Annotated in this window: 17 protein-coding genes; 4 read left to right on the plus strand and 13 right to left on the minus strand. The window is 59.8% G+C overall.

The features are described from left to right. Positions 1 to 84: 84 nt before the first annotated feature. Complete coding sequence (pta, locus tag ACL2XP_RS14605) at positions 85 to 2226, minus strand: phosphate acetyltransferase (protein WP_413733504.1); 2142 nt, start codon at positions 2224 to 2226, stop codon at positions 85 to 87. Between the two features lie 233 nt (positions 2227 to 2459). Here pta and ACL2XP_RS14610 point away from each other — a divergent pair, with 233 nt between their 5' ends. The 4 genes from ACL2XP_RS14610 to ACL2XP_RS14625 all read left to right on the plus strand — a co-directional run bounded on the left by ACL2XP_RS14610 (position 2460) and on the right by ACL2XP_RS14625 (position 6055). Then, positions 2460 to 2768, plus strand: a complete 309-nt coding sequence (locus ACL2XP_RS14610; RefSeq protein WP_413733505.1) for a PTS sugar transporter subunit IIB — start codon at positions 2460 to 2462, stop codon at positions 2766 to 2768. A gap of 9 nt (positions 2769 to 2777) precedes the next feature. After that, a complete protein-coding gene (locus ACL2XP_RS14615) occupies positions 2778 to 4088 on the plus strand; it encodes a PTS sugar transporter subunit IIC (RefSeq protein WP_413733506.1) in 1311 nt (436 codons plus the stop codon). A 2-nt stretch (positions 4089 to 4090) separates the two neighbouring features. Next, entirely contained in the window at positions 4091 to 4450 is a 360-nt protein-coding gene (locus ACL2XP_RS14620; RefSeq protein WP_413733507.1) for a PTS lactose/cellobiose transporter subunit IIA, read from the plus strand. Positions 4451 to 4615: 165 nt separating this feature from the next. Next, complete coding sequence (locus ACL2XP_RS14625; RefSeq protein ID WP_413739164.1) at positions 4616 to 6055, plus strand: glycoside hydrolase family 1 protein; 1440 nt, start codon at positions 4616 to 4618, stop codon at positions 6053 to 6055. A 74-nt stretch (positions 6056 to 6129) separates the two neighbouring features. On the opposite strand, the gene ACL2XP_RS14630 is transcribed toward ACL2XP_RS14625, so the two are convergent. From ACL2XP_RS14630 to ACL2XP_RS14685, 12 genes are all read right to left on the minus strand, one after another. Further along, on the minus strand, positions 6130 to 7182 hold the full coding sequence (locus ACL2XP_RS14630; RefSeq protein WP_413739165.1) for a LacI family DNA-binding transcriptional regulator: 1053 nt from the start codon (positions 7180 to 7182) through the stop codon (positions 6130 to 6132). A gap of 212 nt (positions 7183 to 7394) precedes the next feature. Beyond that, complete coding sequence (locus ACL2XP_RS14635) at positions 7395 to 7937, minus strand: glutathione peroxidase (protein WP_413733508.1); 543 nt, start codon at positions 7935 to 7937, stop codon at positions 7395 to 7397. Positions 7938 to 8062: 125 nt separating this feature from the next. Next, entirely contained in the window at positions 8063 to 8869 is an 807-nt protein-coding gene (gene ppk2, locus ACL2XP_RS14640; RefSeq protein ID WP_413733509.1) for a polyphosphate kinase 2, read from the minus strand. 128 nt (positions 8870 to 8997) lie between these two features. Next, positions 8998 to 9525, minus strand: coding sequence for an isochorismatase family protein (locus ACL2XP_RS14645; RefSeq protein WP_413733510.1), 528 nt, complete (start codon positions 9523 to 9525; stop codon positions 8998 to 9000). A 48-nt stretch (positions 9526 to 9573) separates the two neighbouring features. Continuing rightward, positions 9574 to 10167, minus strand: a complete 594-nt coding sequence (locus ACL2XP_RS14650) for an RBBP9/YdeN family alpha/beta hydrolase (protein WP_413733511.1) — start codon at positions 10165 to 10167, stop codon at positions 9574 to 9576. Next, positions 10164 to 11009, minus strand: a complete 846-nt coding sequence (citG, locus tag ACL2XP_RS14655; RefSeq protein WP_413739167.1) for a triphosphoribosyl-dephospho-CoA synthase CitG — start codon at positions 11007 to 11009, stop codon at positions 10164 to 10166. The genes ACL2XP_RS14650 and citG overlap by 4 nt, the downstream gene beginning before the upstream one ends. A 73-nt stretch (positions 11010 to 11082) precedes the next feature. Continuing rightward, positions 11083 to 11622: a citrate lyase holo-[acyl-carrier protein] synthase gene (gene citX, locus ACL2XP_RS14660; RefSeq protein WP_413733512.1), complete on the minus strand. Its 540-nt coding sequence runs from the start codon at positions 11620 to 11622 to the stop codon at positions 11083 to 11085. After that, a complete protein-coding gene (citF, locus tag ACL2XP_RS14665; RefSeq protein ID WP_413733513.1) occupies positions 11623 to 13149 on the minus strand; it encodes a citrate lyase subunit alpha in 1527 nt (508 codons plus the stop codon). It lies immediately after the preceding gene. Between the two features lie 35 nt (positions 13150 to 13184). Beyond that, entirely contained in the window at positions 13185 to 14060 is an 876-nt protein-coding gene (citE, locus tag ACL2XP_RS14670; RefSeq protein ID WP_413733514.1) for a citrate (pro-3S)-lyase subunit beta, read from the minus strand. Then, the gene (gene citD / locus ACL2XP_RS14675) at positions 14057 to 14350 is read right to left on the minus strand and encodes a citrate lyase acyl carrier protein (protein ID WP_413733515.1); all 294 of its coding nucleotides are present in this window, start codon (positions 14348 to 14350) and stop codon (positions 14057 to 14059) included. The genes citE and citD overlap by 4 nt, the downstream gene beginning before the upstream one ends. A gap of 27 nt (positions 14351 to 14377) precedes the next feature. After that, on the minus strand, positions 14378 to 15454 hold the full coding sequence (citC, locus tag ACL2XP_RS14680) for a [citrate (pro-3S)-lyase] ligase (protein ID WP_413733516.1): 1077 nt from the start codon (positions 15452 to 15454) through the stop codon (positions 14378 to 14380). Between the two features lie 47 nt (positions 15455 to 15501). After that, positions 15502 to 16383, minus strand: a complete 882-nt coding sequence (locus tag ACL2XP_RS14685; protein ID WP_413733517.1) for a fumarylacetoacetate hydrolase family protein — start codon at positions 16381 to 16383, stop codon at positions 15502 to 15504. Between the last annotated feature and the right edge of the window lie 27 nt (positions 16384 to 16410).

The raw sequence follows: 16410 nt of genomic DNA on the forward strand, positions 1-16410 counted from the left end.
TCAGCAATTGCCTCCTGCCGCGGGTATTTTTTTTATACCTGTGCGTTCGGTCATTAATTCCGCATATCGGCGGCTATTCCAGCGTTATCCGTCCAATTGCGCGGCTTGGATAGCCGTCAGCGCAATAGTATAAACAATATCGTCCACCAGCGCGCCGCGCGACAGATCGTTGACCGGTTTGCGCAGGCCTTGGAGCATCGGTCCGATGGACAGTAGCGCCGCGGAACGCTGCACCGCCTTGTAGGTGGTGTTGCCGGTGTTCAGATCGGGGAAAATAAACACCGTGGCCCGGCCGGCGACCGGCGAATCGGGCGCCTTGGTTTTCGCCACGTCGGCCATAATGGCGGCGTCGTATTGCAGCGGGCCGTCAATTTGCAGGTCCGGGCGTTTTGCCTGGGCCATCCGGGTGGCGGCGCGCACTTTGTCCACATCGCTGCCGGTGCCCGATGTTCCGGTGGAGTACGAGATCATCGCTACGCGCGGTTCGATGCCGAAAGCCAGGGCCGAATCGGCGGATTGGATAGCGATTTCCGACAATTGGTCGGCGCTGGGGTCCGGATTGATGGCGCAATCGCCATAAACCAGCACCTGCTCCGGCAGCAGCATAAAAAACACCGACGAGACCAGGGAGTTGCCCGGCGCCGGTTTGATTAATTGCAGCGCCGGGCGGATGGTATTGGCGGTGGTATGCACCGCGCCGGAGACCAGGCCGTCCACATGCCCCATCTCCAGCATCAGGGTGCCGAGCACCACGTTATCCTCCAACTGCTGGCGGGCGATCAGCTCCGTCATGCCTTTATTGCCGCGCAGTTCCACCAGCCGGGCCACGTATTGATCCTGGTTGATCGCCGGGTCGATCAGCTCGACCCCATGGCCGAGGGTGACGCCCTGTGAAGCCGCCACGCGCCCGATCTCGTCCGGATTGCCAAGCAATACGCAATGCGCGATACCGCGTTCGGCGCAGATGGACGCCGCGCGGATGGTGCGCGGCTCGTCCCCTTCCGGCAGCACGATGCGCTTGCCCGCCCGGCGGGCCAGCTCGGTCAGTTGATAGCGAAAGGCGGGCGGCGACAGCCGGCGCGGACGATCCTGGGCGGTCGCTAGCGAGGCGATCCAATCCGCGTCGATATAATTGGCCATATAATCCTGCAATTTTTCCACCCGCAAATGGTCATCCGCCGGCACTTCGAGATTGAAATTTTGCAGGTTAAGCGAGGTTTGCCAGGTATTGGTATTCACCATCAACACCGGCAGGCCGGTTTGGAATGCCCGCTGGCACAGCCGGTCGATGGAAGGCGAGATGTCATAACCGCCGGTGAGGAGAATGGCGGCGATATCCACGCCGTTCATCGCCGCCAGGCTGGCGGCCACCAGCACCTCGGGGCGATCCGCGCAGGTGACCAGCAGGGAGCCGGGACGGAAATGATCGACCATGCCGGTCAGGCCGCGGGCGCAAAAGGTGACGGATTTTACCCGCCGGGTTTCGATATCGCCGGCGTTGACGATGCGGGCGTTGAGATGCCGGGCCATATCGATGGCGCGGGTGGCAATCAGCTCGGGGCTCCAGGGGATACGGCCCAGAATGCGCAGCGGACAGTCGGCGAACAGCGGCAACTGAGCCGTTACCGCGCCGGTCTGCCGATCCTCGTCGAAAATATCCGACAGATCGGGGCGGGTACGGCCCTGCTCGTCCAACGGCGCATTAAGCTTGTTAATGATCACGCCGACGATACTGGCGTTTTTACTGCCGCCGAAACCGGACCGCGCCAGTTCCAGCCGCTCTTTCAATTGCGCCGGCGAGCTGGTGCCCAAAGAGGTGACGAATACGATGTCGGCATTCAGGGCTTTGGCGATCTCGTAATTCAGGGCATTGGCAAACTGATGGCGGCGGGTCAGCATCAAGCCTTCGATCAGCACCACCTCCGCCCCGCGCAGGTTTTCGTGATAGCGCGCAACGATTTCTTCCATCAATGCGTCACGCTGGTTGGCGCCGAGCAGCGCTTCCACGTAGCTCATTTCCAGGGGCTGGGCGGTGGGAATACTGGTATTGGCGCGAATAATGGCGGTGGTTTGATCGGGCCGCGTGCTGCCGTCGCGCTGCTGGGCCACGGGTTTAAACACGCTCAGGCGCACCCCTTTGCGCTCCATCGCCCTGATCACGCCCAGGCTGACGCTGGTAAGGCCGACGCTAAGATCGGTGGGAATCAACATGATAGTCCGTGCCACGGTTAAACCTCGTTACGTCTGTGCAGAGCGGTATTTTCCCTTATTTTGTGTGAGTAATGTCGTGAAGTCACCGACACTTGTCGGCCATAACGGGAAAAAATGTCTTTTGCATGCCGGCCTACTGCGCATAATTGACCGCTATCACAAAACTGCAACCGGTTTCTGAAACCGGTTGCAGAAATGAATGCCATCGCGTATTACTCTTGTAAACCCTGGCTATGAGGCTCTTATTAATGCAAAAAATCTTATTGTGCTGCGCCGCCGGAATGTCCACCAGCATGGTGGTGAAAAAAATGCAAAAATCGGCGGATCTTAGAGGTCTGGAAGTGGAAATCAAGGCGGTGGGCCTGGAAGAATTCACCGCCGCATTACCTCATTTTGACTGCTGTCTGCTCGGCCCGCAAATTAAATATAAATTAAAAGATTTTAAGGCTATCGCCGATGAGCAGCATAAACCTATCGCGGTCATCAATAGCATGGATTACGGAATGATGAACGGCGATAAAATATTAGACGACACGCTGATACTGCTTAACAGCTAGGAGAGGATCATGTCCGGAATTAGCGAAAAGGTATTTGGTGTTATTGAAAATACCATCACTCCCATTGCAGGCAGACTATCCAGCCAGCGTCATGTGATGGCCATCAGGGATGGTTTTATTTCCGCCATGCCTTTTTTGATCGTCGGTTCATTTATGCTGGTATTCGCCCATCCGCCCTTCTCCGCCAACAGCTCCTGGGCCTTCGCCCAGTGGTGGCTGCGTATGGCGGCGCAGTATGAGACGGTGATCATGATGCCCTACAATATGACCATGGGCATTATGTCGGTGTTCGTGGCCGCCGCCATTTCCTATAACCTGGCGATCAGTTATAAAATGAACGGGTTTATGGCGGCCATGCTGTCATTAATGTCCTTCCTGGTGGTGGCGTCGCCGGCGGTTGATAAAATGCTGCCGGTCTCTTCTCTGGGCGGCACTGGTATATTTACCGCTATCCTGGTGGGTATTTATACAACAGAATTAATGCATTTCCTGGAAGTGAGAAATATCGGTATCCATTTGCCGGAGCAAGTGCCGCCGAAAATCAAACAATCTTTTGATTTATTGATTCCGGTGCTGGCCATATTTTTTACCCTCTATCCATTAAGCCTGCTGATACAATCGCAATTCCATATGCTGGTGCCCGAGGCCATCATGGCTTTGTTTGGCCCTATTATCTCCGCCGCGGACACCCTGCCGGCGATAATACTTGCGGTGTTGATTTGCCATTTATTATGGTTTGCCGGCATCCACGGCGCGGTGATCGTCGGCGGCATGCTGCAGGCGTTCTGGTTAACCAATCTGGGCATTAACCAGCAGGAGCTGACCGCCGGCCAGCCCCTGACCCATATTTTTATCGAGCCGTTCTGGTTGTTTTTTATCGTGATTGGCGGTTCCGGCTCCACCATGGGCCTGGTGATGCTCTATTTGCGCAGTCGTTCGGCCCATTTACGTTCGATCGGCAAGCTCAGCCTGGTTCCCTGCATATTCAATATTAATGAGCCAGTGATTTTTGGTTCGCCGGTGGTGATGAACCCTACCCTGTTTATTCCCTTTATCACCGCGCCGCTGGTTAACGCCATCATTGCCTATATCGCCACCCGCACCGACATGGTGGGCCGGGTAATTTCGGTAGTGCCCTGGACCACGCCCGCGCCTATCGGCGCCGCCTGGTCCACCGGTTGGGATTTTCGCGCGGCGGTGCTGGTGCTGGTGCTGGTGGCCGTCTCGACGCTGATTTATTACCCGTTTTTCAAAATTTATGAACGCCAGCTCCTGGCGCAGGAAGTTCCCGTCCACGAACCGCAGGTACAGGAGGCTTGATCATGGAAAGCACGCCGGCATGCGCTATCGATAGCTGCGCGGATTTAGAGACCACGGTGATGGAGCTGATCATACATGCCGGTACGGCGCGATCGGATGCCATGGAAGCCCTGCGAGCCGCCCGCGCGCGGCAATGGGATGAAGCCGACGCGTTATTGCGCTCGGCCGCCGACGCGGCGCGGCGCGCCCATCATATCCAGACCCAGCTGATCGGCGCCGACGAGGGCCAGGGAAAAATACCGGTCAATCTGATTATGGTGCATGCCCAGGATCATTTGATGAATGCCATGCTCTGCCGGGAACTGGTGGAGGAAATTATCTTCCTGCACCGGGAGATCGATACGCTCCGGCAGCGCAATTAGGCCATTTCGCCACACGGATAACTTTTGCCACACGGATAACTTTTGCCACACGGATAACTTTTGCCACACGGATAACTTTTGCCACACGGATAACTATGCCCAACCCCCTTTACCGGCACGGATGCTGCCGGAGGGGAAGGCTTGGATAAAATACGGGAGACGATTATGCATTACCAGCAGTTAGCACCTTTTCCGCAGGGATTTCTCTGGGGAGCGTCCACCTCGGCCTACCAGGTGGAAGGCGCCTGGAACGAGGACGGCAAAGGCCCGTCGGTGATTGACCGGGCGACATTTCCACCGGAGCTGAGCGACTTTACCGTTACCAGCGATCATTACCATCGTTTCGCCGGCGACATCGCGCTGTTGGCGGAACTGGGGCTTAAAACCTACCGCTTTTCCATTGCCTGGAGCCGGCTGTTTCCCGCCGGCGACGGTGAACTGAATCCGCAGGGGGCCGCATTTTACCGCCGGCTGATTGACGAGATTTGCCGCCACGGCATGGAGCCGCTGGTAACCCTGTATCATTTCGACCTGCCCTGGGCGCTGCAGGAACAGGGCGGATGGTCCAACCCGCAGACCATCGCCGCCTTCGAGCATTTTGCCCGCACCGCCTTTGAGCTGTACGGCGATCGGGTCAACTATTGGCTGACCATCAACGAACAAAATATGATGATCCTCAAAGGGGATGTCATCGGCACGTTGCCGCCGGGCGCCGCCAATCCGCAAAAAATGCTGTATCAGCAAAATCATCATATGATGCTGGCCCAGGCCAGGGCCATGATTGCCTGTCACGAGCTGTTGCCCCAGGCCAAAATCGGCCCGGCGCCGAATATTTCCTGTATCTATCCGGCCAGCAGCCACCCCGACGATGCGATCGCCGCCAATAACTATTCGTCGATTCGCAACTGGCTGTACCTGGATCTGGCCTGCCACGGGCGCTACAACGCCGTGGCATGGAGCTTTATGGCCGAAAAAGGCTATTTGCCGCAGATTAACGACGGCGATATGGACGTGTTAAAGCAGGGCCGCCCCGATTTTATCGCCTTTAACTATTATGCTTCCGCCACGGTGGCCGCCGACCGGTCGCAGGACCATAACCCCGGCGAGCAGCGGCGCGAAGTGGAAGACCAGCAGTTGCCCGGCGTGGATAAATCGGTGTACATCGGCTTTGATAACCCGCATCTGGAGCATAATGAGTTCGGCTGGTATATCGATCCGGTGGGTTTTCGCGTGACCTGCCGGGAAATTTATGAGCGCTACCATCTGCCGCTGATAATTACCGAGAACGGCCTGGGCGCGTTTGATAAGCTGGAAGCGGGCAATAAAGTGTATGACGATTATCGTATCCGCTATCTCAGCACGCATATCCGGCAATTGCAGTTGGCTATCACCGACGGCGTTGAACTGTTTGGCTATTGCCCATGGTCGGCCATTGATTTGGTCAGCACCCATCAGGGCATCGGCAAACGCTACGGCTTTATCTACGTCAATCGCGATGAGCACGATCTCAAGGACCTGGCCCGCTATCGCAAGAAGAGTTTTTTCTGGTATCAGCGCGTGATTAACAGCAACGGCCAGCAACTGGAAACGGATATCGAATATTGATCCCGCAGCCGCAATGAAGTCATGGCGCACGCCGTGCGCCGCATGACCCAGGCTGTAACCGCGCCGGTCGGATGCTATATGCGTCCGGCCGGCATCGCATTGGCGCCGCGGACGGCGGCGAAGGGGCCGGGCAGCACGGATTCACGCAGCATCAGTTCGCCGCTAAAGGGCGTCAGCGGGGCCACCGCCTGACCGTCAAGCAGAGTCACCACCTGTTCCAGCGCGCTTTTAATCATCTGGGCAACCGGCACATGGACGGTGGTCAGCGGCGGATTAAAATAGGACGCCACGGGAATATCGTCAAATCCCAGCAGCGATACCGAGCCCGGGATATCCAGGCCCCGTTCGCGCAGCGCCCTGGCGGCGCCAATCGCCATATCGTCATTGCTGCAAACCAGGGCGCTGAAGCCCACTTCCCGCTGCAACAGTTGCCGGCAGGCGTCGAAACCGCTGCTTAACGACCAATGGCCGCCGATGACCAGCGCTTCGTTCAAGGCGATGCCCGCCGCCGCCAGCGCCCGCCGGTAGCCCAATACGCGGGACTTGGCGGTCGGCGATCCTTCGGCGCCGGAGATAAAAGCGATATCCCGGTGCCCCTGGGCGATTAAATAGCTGACCGCCTCGTAGGCGTTTTGCTGGTGGGCGGCGAAGACGCAATGTTCCCGCGCGTCGGGCAGGTCGCGGTTAATCACCAGAAAAGGAATATCGTGCCTGGCGATCAGGCCCATCAGCTCTTTTTCGCCCAGGAAACTGGGGTAAATGATAATGGCGTCGCAGCGGCGATCGAGCAGGAACTGAATGGATTCCAGCTCGCTTTCGGCGCTGTGTTTGCCATCCACCAGGATGAGTTGCCGGCCGTAATTTTCGGTCATCTTGGCGGTCTGGTATAGCAGCTCGCTGAAATAGGGGCCGTTAAACAGCGTGTTAGCCACAATCAGGCCGATACTTTGCGAGCTTTTGGTCGCCAGGCTGCGGGCCAGCAGATTCGGACGATAGCCGGACTCCTCGATAGCCTTGAATACCCGCTGGCGCGTGCTCTCCTTCACATAGTCATTTCCCGCCAGGACGCGCGACACCGTGGACTTGGAAACGCCCGCTTTTATTGCAATATCCTGCATGGTAATCATCGGTGAAGCCTTCATCGTTCCATGCCTGGGGGAAATAAGCGCATGCGGCCGATTTTAGCATAACGGTTTAAAAGGGCTAAGAATTACGCGCGCCGAAAACCATCAATCTATGCCGCCGTTTCACTGATTTCGATATGAAGTCAATCAGCCGGACGCAAGAAATAACGGCCCCACCCATGGGTGAGGCCGTGGACGCGGCATGCCCGCCGGGCTTAACTCAGCGCAGCGTCGATGGCCGCCAGCAAGCGGGGATCGTCGGTGGTGACATCCGGCGCGAAGCGGGCGATCGCTTTACCCTGGCGATTGATGAGGAATTTTTCAAAATTCCACAACACATCCTGGCGGTTGGTGGGATCGACCCCATACCCCTTCAGGCGTTCGCGGAACGGGCCGTCGCCGATGGCCGCGGGCTGGGCGGCCGTCAGCTGCGCATACAGCGGGTGCTGGTCTTCGCCAAGCACCGAGATTTTCGAAAACAGCGGAAAGTGCACATCGTAGTTTATCGAGCAAAACTCGCTGATTTCGGCGTCGGTGCCCGGCTCCTGGCCCTTGAAGTTATTGGCGGGAAAACCCAACACTTCCAGCCCCTGGGCGCGACGCTCCCGATAGAGCTTCTCCAGCCCTTCGTACTGCGGCGTCAGGCCGCATTTGGACGCCACGTTGACCACCAGCAGCACTTTGCCGCGATAGGCCGCCAGGCTGCCGGTGGCGCCGTCTATTTGCTTGAGGGGAATATCGTAAAGCGACTCTGTCATGGGTTATCCTTAAAAAACGATCGACCTGCGATAATGTGCCAATGACCCGCCGCGACGGCATCCACCGCGGCCCGGGCCTCTGACGACAATAGCGCGCCCCGCCCCGTGGCGCAATACGCCGCGGGCTACGGCGCCAAGCGGCCGTTTTCGATGCAAACGGTATCAAACGCGAACACCACTTCGGGGTCAGGCAGGGCCAGGTTTTTATCCTTGCCTTTGTATTGCAGGCGGCCGAGCAGATCGCGCACGATATTGATCCGCGCCGTATGCTTATCGTCGCTATGCACCACGATCCACGGCGCGAGGGGCGTGTGGGTCCGGGTCAGCATCTCGTTGCGGGCGGCGCTGTAGCGCTTCCACAGCTTGGTGGCCTGCTCATCGATAGGGCTGATCTTCCACTGCTTAAGCGGATCGGTGACCCGGGATTCCAGGCGTTGCTTCTGCTCTTGTTTGCTGATATCCAGGTAATACTTGATAAGCTTGATCCCCGAGCGCACCAGCAGCTGTTCAAAATCGGTTACCGTATCCATGAACTGTTCGTACTGCGCGTCGGAGCAAAATCCCATCACGCGCTCTACGCCGGCGCGGTTATACCAGCTGCGGTTGAACAGCACCATTTCCTGATCCGCCGGCAACTGCGCCACGTACCGCTGGAAATACCATTCTGCGCGGTCTCGCTCCGACGGTTTGCCCAGCGCGACGACGCGGATTTCACGCGCGCTGAGATGCTCGGAAATGGTTTTGATAATGCCGTCTTTACCCGCCGCGTCGCGGCCTTCGAAGATCACTACGATTTTATCGTTGGAGGCGATAATCTCCCGCTGCAGCTTCACCAGCTCGATTTGCAACAAATGCAAATAGTCATCGTACTCTTTGCCTTTCAATTCACGATCGGTCTTGGCGTCGCCAGAATGCTGCTTTTTCTTACTCATCGTCACTCCTCGTTAATCCCTGCCAGTCATCAAGTATGGCATGGCAGCCAAAAGCGGGGAGTGCATTTTGACTATTGGTTTGATTTTCCGCTAAAAACCATCCTGCGCCACTGCGGCCAAAGCCCGCGTCAGGCGCGCCAGTCCGCCACAATCTCCGCCGTGGTTTTTACCCGGATGGGATTGCCGGGAACCGCCAACCCCGCCCAGACTTCATTGTGCTGGGCTATCAGTTGCCGCGCGCCGGCATGCCTGCGGTCGGCCGTGGTGTGGGCGTCGGAGGCCACGGTGAGGGCCAGCCCCTTGCTGGCGGCGATTTTAATGGTGGTATCAACGCAATAGTCGGTGGCGCAGCCGCATACCGTCAGGCTATGGATGCCCAGTTCCGCGAGCTGCTGCTCAAGGGGGGTGCGGTAAAACGCGTCGCAGGCGGTTTTTGTGATCACCCTATGGTTCGCCGGCCGATGCAGTTCAGGCAGCAACTGCCATAAATCGCTGCCCTCGGTCATCTCTCCTTCCGCGTGTTGAATAAAAATCGTGCAGTCGGCCAGGGCCGATAGCTGATTAATCCGGGCGGTACAGTCCGCCCGGTTGATTCGCGGCGTGGCGAACACGCCGTTTTGCATATCGATAACCATTAGCACGCGATTAATAGCCATCCCTCTGTCCCCGCATTTAACCACCAAGATTTATTAATAGGAATTTTATCATGTAATGGGGGTGTCGGGCGCGATCTCCAGGCTACGGGTAAAACGTTCGACGCACTCCAGGCCGTGGGGCCATGCGCCGAACCCCGCTTGGGCATTGATATGCCCCGCTTCGCCTACGTCCACCAATTCGACTTCCCAGGCGGCGGCCCAATATTGCGCGCGCTCAAAAGTCAGCAGCGGATCGTTATGGCTGGCGAACATCAGGCCCGGCACCCCCAGGGGGACCGCCAGGATGCGGTCTTCGATTTCAAAGCGCACCGGTTCGGCCGGCGCCACCAATACCACCCCGGCAATCTGGCCGGGAAACCGCCTGGCGTAACACCAGGAAGACAACGCGCCGAAGCTATGGCCGACCAATAGCGCCGGCGGCGCGCGGTCGCCCAGGGCCCGTCGGATAGCCGCCAGCCAGCCGTCGAGATCCGGCTGTTGCCAATCGCGCTGGGCAATGCGCCGCCAGTCCGGGCAACGCTGCTGCCAGCAGCTTTGCCAATGCTCGGGCCCGCTGTCGTTGATGCCCGGTACCAGCACGGTGCGGATCGCCGCGCCGCGCCGGGCGCCGGACGGACCAGGCGGCGGTTGACGGCGATTCATACCGGGAACTGCGCCAGCACCAGGGTTACCGCCAGGAGATCCGCGCTGCCGCCGGGGCTAAGGTTACGGCCGATAAGCGCCCGATCCATCGCGCGCAGCTGCGCCGGGCACCAGCCGCCGCTTAATAAGCGGCCGGCGTATCCGCGCACATAATCAAGGCCCGCCATACCGCCGCGCGCCACCAGATTGGTATCCGGGTTATGGGCCATCAGTACCAGCAGGCAATGCAATAACGCGGCCTGCCGCCCCGCCCCGGCGCTCGCCAGTCGGTCCCAGGCCGGCAAAGCGTGGCGCCGCACCGTGGCGAATCCGCTGGCGGCCTCCCCGCGCGCGCCGGTCAAACCGTAGCGCAAATACAAATGCTCGCCCACCGTAGCCGCCTGCCGGCAGCCGGCCAATTCGGTCGCGATCATCCCGGCGCAAAACGCCGCCACCGCATCGCACAGGCCGTGGCGGGTCAGCGGCATATCACGTCCGTGCAGATATCCAGCGGCAGTGCATAATAAACCCAGGGAAAAAATACCCCCTTTATGCGTATTTACGCCGCGGGTGGCGCTAAACATGGCCTGTTCGCAGGCCAGCCCGATGGGACGGACCGCGGGCAGCACCCGCTCCGGCGGCAATCCCCCGCACGCCTTGCCCGCCGCCACAAAGCGGCCGAACCACGGCGCTATGGCCCCGATACTGCGCATAAACAGCGCCAGGTCCATATCCCGGTGCGCGCCATTATTCAGGCTATCCACCAGGCCGGGTTTGGGCGCCAGCAGCACCTCTTCGCGCAGCGCCGTCTCCACCAGCTGGTCGATGGAGGGCAGCCGGCGATCCGCGGCGAGCAATCCCATCGGCGCGCCCGCGGGCGGGGAAAATAATGGGCCGTGCCACGCCGGTCCCGGGGCGGCGCCGGACTGCACCGGCTTAGTTATCGGCAAAATACGCATCCAACAGCTCCTCGATTTTTCCCACCACCTGTTCCAGCGGATGGCGGCGGGAACGCGCGCAGGCATGGGCGGGCTGGTCGCACAGCAGGCAGCCGCGCCGGGCGTAATCCAGGGAACCGCGCCCGATGATCCCGTCCTGGGGGGAGATGACATCGATATCCCACAGCCGCCCCAGCGGATGTTCCTGCTCCAGCGCCACGGCGGCGGCCTTGATTTCGACGGCGGGATGATCCACCGACCAAAGCGCTTCCGGCCCGGTATCAGGCCAGAATACCTCCTGCGCCCGCACCGGCCAGCCCCGCGCCCGCAGCAGAGAGTCGCAGGCGCTCAGCGCCGCGCGCATCGAACGGCGATAGAGCGCCGAGTCTTTCACCGGTCCCGGGGTCACCAGGGTCAGCGAAATCAGCGGCTGGCGGTAACGGGCCAGCCATGCGTCCTGGCGCGCGGCGCGGCGCTCCTTGGCCGCCAGCAGTTCGTCGAGCGTGACGGTGGAATGAATCTGTTCGGCAATGCTCATTTAGTCGTCCTCTTTTACCTGGCGCACCACGTCGATGACGCTGCCGTCGCGATAGCGGATCACCCCGACGATCCGCCGGGTGAACTCAATGGCTTTCGGCTCGCCGGTCAGTTCGATGGCGCGCTGGTACAGCTGTTCGATATCCACTACCTCCAGGCCCGCTTCCTCCAGGCGCTGGCGCACTTCCGGCCGGGCCGGATTGACGGCGATGCCCCGATCGGTCACCAGAACATCGATGCTTTCGCCCGGGGTCACCACGGTGGTGACTTCGCGCACTACCGTCGGGATGCGGCTGCGGGTCAGCGGGGCGACCACGATGGTCAGATTGGCGGCGGCGGCCACATCGCAATGACCGCCCGAGGCGCCGCGCATTACCCCGTCGGAACCGGTAATAACATTGACATTAAAATGCAGATCGATTTCCAGCGCGCTGAGGATGGCGATATCCAACTGGTCGCAGCAGGCGGCTTTAGCCGCGGGGTTGGCATAAACGCTGGTGGAGATCTCGATATGATTGGCGTTATGCTGCAGCGACGCCGCCGCCTGGCCGTCGAAGGATTGCGTATCCAGCAGTTTGGCGATCAAGCCTTTTTCATGCAGATCGACGATGCTGCCGGTAATACCGCCCAGGGCGAAGCGCGCGACAATCTGGCGGCGTTCCATCTTTTGCGCCAAAAACCGGGTACAGGCGGTGGAAGACGCGCCCGACCCGGTCTGCAAGGAAAAACCGTTCACAAAAAATCCTGAATACTCAATCACATCAGCGGCGGAGCGGGCGATCAGCAGTTCGCGGGGATTGCTGGTGACCCGCGCCGCGCCGACGCTGATTTTGGCCGGATCGCCCACCCGGTCCACCGTCACCACATAGTCCACCCGATCCTGCACCAGGCTGGCCGGCATATTGGGAAACGGCACCAATTCCTCGGTCAGCACCACCACTTTGCGGGCGAACTGGGCATCAACCATGGCATACCCCAAGGACCCGCAGCAGGATTTGCCATGGCTGCCGTTGGCGTTGCCGAATTCGTCGCTGCACGGCACGCCCAGAAACGCCACGTCAATATTAAGCTCGCCGTCTTGCAGCAGTTTCACCCGGCCGCCGTGGGAATGGATTTGCACCGGTTCTTCCATCAGGCCGTGGGAGATGGCATCCGCCAGTTTGCCGCGCATGCCGGAGGTGTAGATTTTGGTAATCACGCCCGCGCGGATCGGCTCAATCAGCGCGTCGTTGCAGGTCATCAGCGAACTGGAGGCCAGCGTCAGGTTTTTAAGGCCCATGCGGGCCAGGGTCTGCACCACCCGGTTAATCACCAGATCGCCTTCGCGAAAGGCATGATGGAACGAAATGGTCATGCCGTCGCGCAAACCGCTGCGTTCAACGGCCTGTTCCAGGCTATCGCACAGTTTGCGGCGATATTTGGCGTCGCCGCCGGCCAGCCACGGCGTGGCGGTGTTGGCGGCCACAAACGGCGCCAGCGGCTGTAAATGACGGTATTGCTCCTGTAATTCGTCTGTTACGTTACTCATTACATATTCCTGTGGTTCAGTTAACGTGGTTACCATTACCGGCGCACGCCGGAAGCCCGGGCGCGCTCCAATACCACCTGGGCGTGATTGATAATCGGGCCGTCGATCATTTTGCCGTTGAGCGAAATCACCCCCAGGCCGTTGCGTTCCCCTTCTTCGGCGGCCACGATCACGCGCTCGGCATAATCCACCGCTTCCTGGGTCGGAGCGTAGGCGTTGTGCAGCAATTCGATTTGGCGCGGGTTGATTAAGGATTTGCCGTTAAAGCCCATTTTGCGCACCAGTTCGACTTCGCGCAGAAACCCGGCGTCATCATTGATATCGGAATAGACTACGTCAAAGGCATCGATGCCGGCGGCGCGGGCGGCGTGCAGCACCGCGCAGCGGGCGTAAAACAGCTCGGTGCCGTCGCCGCGTTCCGTTTGCATATCCATCACATAATCAAACGCCGCCAGCGCAATGCCGATAAGCCGTGGCGAGCAGCGGGCAATGGCCACCGCGTTAATCACGCCGATGGCCGATTCAATGGCCGCCATGGTGCGCGTCGATCCCACCTCGCGCCCGCATTCGCGCTCAATGCGTTCGATATGGGTTTCCAGCTCGTAAAGATCTTCCGGACTGTCGGTTTTCGGCAGCCGCACCACATCCACGCCGGCGCGCACCACCGCCTCCAGATCCTTGAGGCCGAAGGGCGTATTGAGCGGATTGATGCGCACCACCGTCTCCAAATCGCGGTACATGGGATGCTGCAGGGCGTGAAACACCAGGACGCGCGCGCTGTCTTTCTCGCGCAGCGACACCGCGTCCTCCAGGTCGAACATGATGGAATCGGGACGATAGATAAATGCGGTGGACAACATGGCGGCATTGGCGCCGGGGATAAACAGCATGCTGCGGCGGAGCTTTTTCATAATAATTGTTCCCATTGAATCTGTTCGGCCCCGGCGGCGCGCAATAGCGCGGTCTGGAGGCGGGCGCGGATAACGCAATCCAGGGCGCCTTTATCGTCGATAATAATTAAGCCTTCGCTGACCCCCATGGCGGCCAAGGTCCGATCGATAACCTGGCGGATTTGCCCGCCGAACTGCTTGCTCACCTCGCTGTTGACCACCACGGTTAATTCGCCGTGGACAGGGGCGACCTTGACCAGCAAGTCGCTGGATTCAAAGGTGCCCGCCAGGGCCTCTTTAATGATTTTCATAATAGATTCCTGATAATAAAGTAACTTTCACGATCCGAGCGCCACGCCGGAAACGTCCATGCCGGCCGGTTCCGGGAGTACCCGTCCGGCCAGATAAGCAAACGTGCTGGGCGGAACGATTTCCCGGATGCGCGCCAGTTGGCGCTGCGTTAATAAGGCCCGCACCTCCGAGGCGGAAATCGCCCACCCGGAGGCCTGGCAGATACGCGGGATTTCCACTACCCGCACCGGCGGGCGCGTCGAGCGGGCGGGATTTTCCAGCCAGTCATGCATATCCCGGTTGTATTGATGGGTCAGCGGGCAATAAGGCTCGGTACCGACAAAACGATGGGTTATGCCCAGCGGCGGCGCGATATGATTGCGAAAAATCAGCAAATCGATGGCGCTGTAAGTCTGGCTGACCAACTGCGCGTCGCGCAGGAAATAGCCGGGGAACGTGGCGCGCGAGATCAGATAATCCGAGCCGGCATGCACCGTCGCGTTGGGGATATGCGCCACCCCCTGGCGCACCATGTCCAGCCGTTCGGCATAAGGAAACAGCGACACATCCTCGCGCACCACAAAAATATGCAGCCAGTCGCAGGCGGCGGCCGCCTGTTCCGCCAGGTAGCGGTGGCCCAGGGTAAAGGGGTTGGCATTCATCACCACCGCGCCGATAGCCGCGCCCGGATGATAATATTGCGCCAGGGAGCGGGCGTAGAGCCGGATGCCGACCGGGGTGTTCTCCATCAGCACCGCCACCTGATCCCATTGTGCCAGCGGGTAAAAACCGCAGCCGCGGAAGAGCTCGATATTCGCCGGGCGGGTATACAGGAACAGATGAAAATGTCCTTGCCGCACCGCCAGGTTTTCCACTTCGCCCACCAGCCGGGCGCTGAGGTTATCGCCGCGAAAATCCGCCGCCACCGCCACGCATTTGATCACATTGCCGGCGATGCCGGCGCACCCCGCCAGCCGCTTGCCGTCGCGGGCCACCACGAATTGCCGGATATCCGCGTCCATGCCCAGTTGGCTGGCGGCGAGCAGCGCGCGCACGTCATCCAGCGCGCGCCCCGCATTGGCGACGGCCAGCACGGAAAAATCCAGCGGCTCCCGATCGTACATAGTGTTTCCCCTCTTATGGATAAATGCGGCCGGCGGCGGGCCTGGGTTCAACATGACGCGGCGGCGCGGGCGGCGGCCCCGGCCGCCGGCGCCGCCGCGTCAATGACCGTATTGCGCAAACGGCCGATGTTTTCGATTTCGACCTCGATACAGTCGCCGGCCTGCATAAACAGCGGCGGCGTCCGTTTTTTTCCGACCCCGCCGGGGGAACCGGTGATAATGACGTCGCCGGCATGCAGGCAGGTGAAGGTGCTGATATATTCAATCAGCTCGGCAATGTGATGGATCATGCTGCCGGTATTGTCGTTTTGCACCATCAGTCCATTGAGCCAGGTGCGGATGCTCAATGCATGGGGATCGGGGATTTCGTCGGTGGTGGTCAGGTATGGCCCGAACGCGCCGGTTTGCCGCCAGTTTTTCCCGGCGGTGAACCAGGTGTGCTGCCAGTCGCGCGCGGAACCGTCCATATAGCAGCTGTAGCCCGCCACGTGGGATAAGGCCCGGGCGGCCGGGATATCCTGCCCCCCCTGGCCCATAATCACCGCCAGCTCGCCCTCGTAATCAAACTCGGCGGAATGGCTGGGCTTAACGATTGGCGTGCCGTGGCCCGTCTGCGAGTCGGCGAAGCGGACGAATAGCGTCGGCGCGGGGTTTATTTCGTTAAACTCCAGCCGCTTGGCCGCATAGTTCATGCCCACGCAGAGGATTTTGTCCGGATATTCGATGACCGGCAAAAATGTCACCCCGGCCAGGGTTAAATCCGCCGCGGCGGCGGCGTATTCCCGGGCCGCGGGCAGCGCATTGCCGGCCAACAGCGCTTTAAGATCCGCATAACGGTGGCCGAGGCGCCGGCCTAAATCGATGATGCCGTCCGGGGTCACGATGCCGTAACTTCTGACGCCCTGGGTTAGGTAGCTTGCGAGTTTCATTGAGTTTCCTGAATCAACAGTCTGGAC

It is taken from the genome of Sodalis sp. RH21 (genome assembly GCF_047324175.1).
Taxonomy (GTDB): Bacteria; Pseudomonadota; Gammaproteobacteria; order Enterobacterales; family Enterobacteriaceae; genus Acerihabitans.

Bases quoted from the DNA above. Each gene is read 5' to 3' on its own strand.
- citD (WP_413733515.1), bottom strand. From the start codon at position 14,350: ATGAAAATCATTAAAGAGGCCCTGGCGGGCACCTTTGAATCCAGCGAC.
- citG (WP_413739167.1), bottom strand. From the start codon at position 11,009: ATGGGATTGCTCGCCGCGGATCGCCGGCTGCCCTCCATCGACCAGCTG.
- ACL2XP_RS14645 (WP_413733510.1), bottom strand. From the start codon at position 9,525: ATGGCTATTAATCGCGTGCTAATGGTTATCGATATGCAAAACGGCGTG.
- citX (WP_413733512.1), bottom strand. From the start codon at position 11,622: ATGAGCATTGCCGAACAGATTCATTCCACCGTCACGCTCGACGAACTG.
- ACL2XP_RS14610 (WP_413733505.1), top strand. From the start codon at position 2,460: ATGCAAAAAATCTTATTGTGCTGCGCCGCCGGAATGTCCACCAGCATG.
- ppk2 (WP_413733509.1), bottom strand. From the start codon at position 8,869: ATGAGTAAGAAAAAGCAGCATTCTGGCGACGCCAAGACCGATCGTGAA.
- citC (WP_413733516.1), bottom strand. From the start codon at position 15,454: ATGTACGATCGGGAGCCGCTGGATTTTTCCGTGCTGGCCGTCGCCAAT.
- ACL2XP_RS14635 (WP_413733508.1), bottom strand. From the start codon at position 7,937: ATGACAGAGTCGCTTTACGATATTCCCCTCAAGCAAATAGACGGCGCC.
- ACL2XP_RS14615 (WP_413733506.1), top strand. From the start codon at position 2,778: ATGTCCGGAATTAGCGAAAAGGTATTTGGTGTTATTGAAAATACCATC.
- ACL2XP_RS14620 (WP_413733507.1), top strand. From the start codon at position 4,091: ATGGAAAGCACGCCGGCATGCGCTATCGATAGCTGCGCGGATTTAGAG.
- ACL2XP_RS14650 (WP_413733511.1), bottom strand. From the start codon at position 10,167: ATGAATCGCCGTCAACCGCCGCCTGGTCCGTCCGGCGCCCGGCGCGGC.
- ACL2XP_RS14625 (WP_413739164.1), top strand. From the start codon at position 4,616: ATGCATTACCAGCAGTTAGCACCTTTTCCGCAGGGATTTCTCTGGGGA.
- ACL2XP_RS14630 (WP_413739165.1), bottom strand. From the start codon at position 7,182: ATGATTACCATGCAGGATATTGCAATAAAAGCGGGCGTTTCCAAGTCC.
- citF (WP_413733513.1), bottom strand. From the start codon at position 13,149: ATGAGTAACGTAACAGACGAATTACAGGAGCAATACCGTCATTTACAG.
- ACL2XP_RS14685 (WP_413733517.1), bottom strand. From the start codon at position 16,383: ATGAAACTCGCAAGCTACCTAACCCAGGGCGTCAGAAGTTACGGCATC.
- citE (WP_413733514.1), bottom strand. From the start codon at position 14,060: ATGAAAAAGCTCCGCCGCAGCATGCTGTTTATCCCCGGCGCCAATGCC.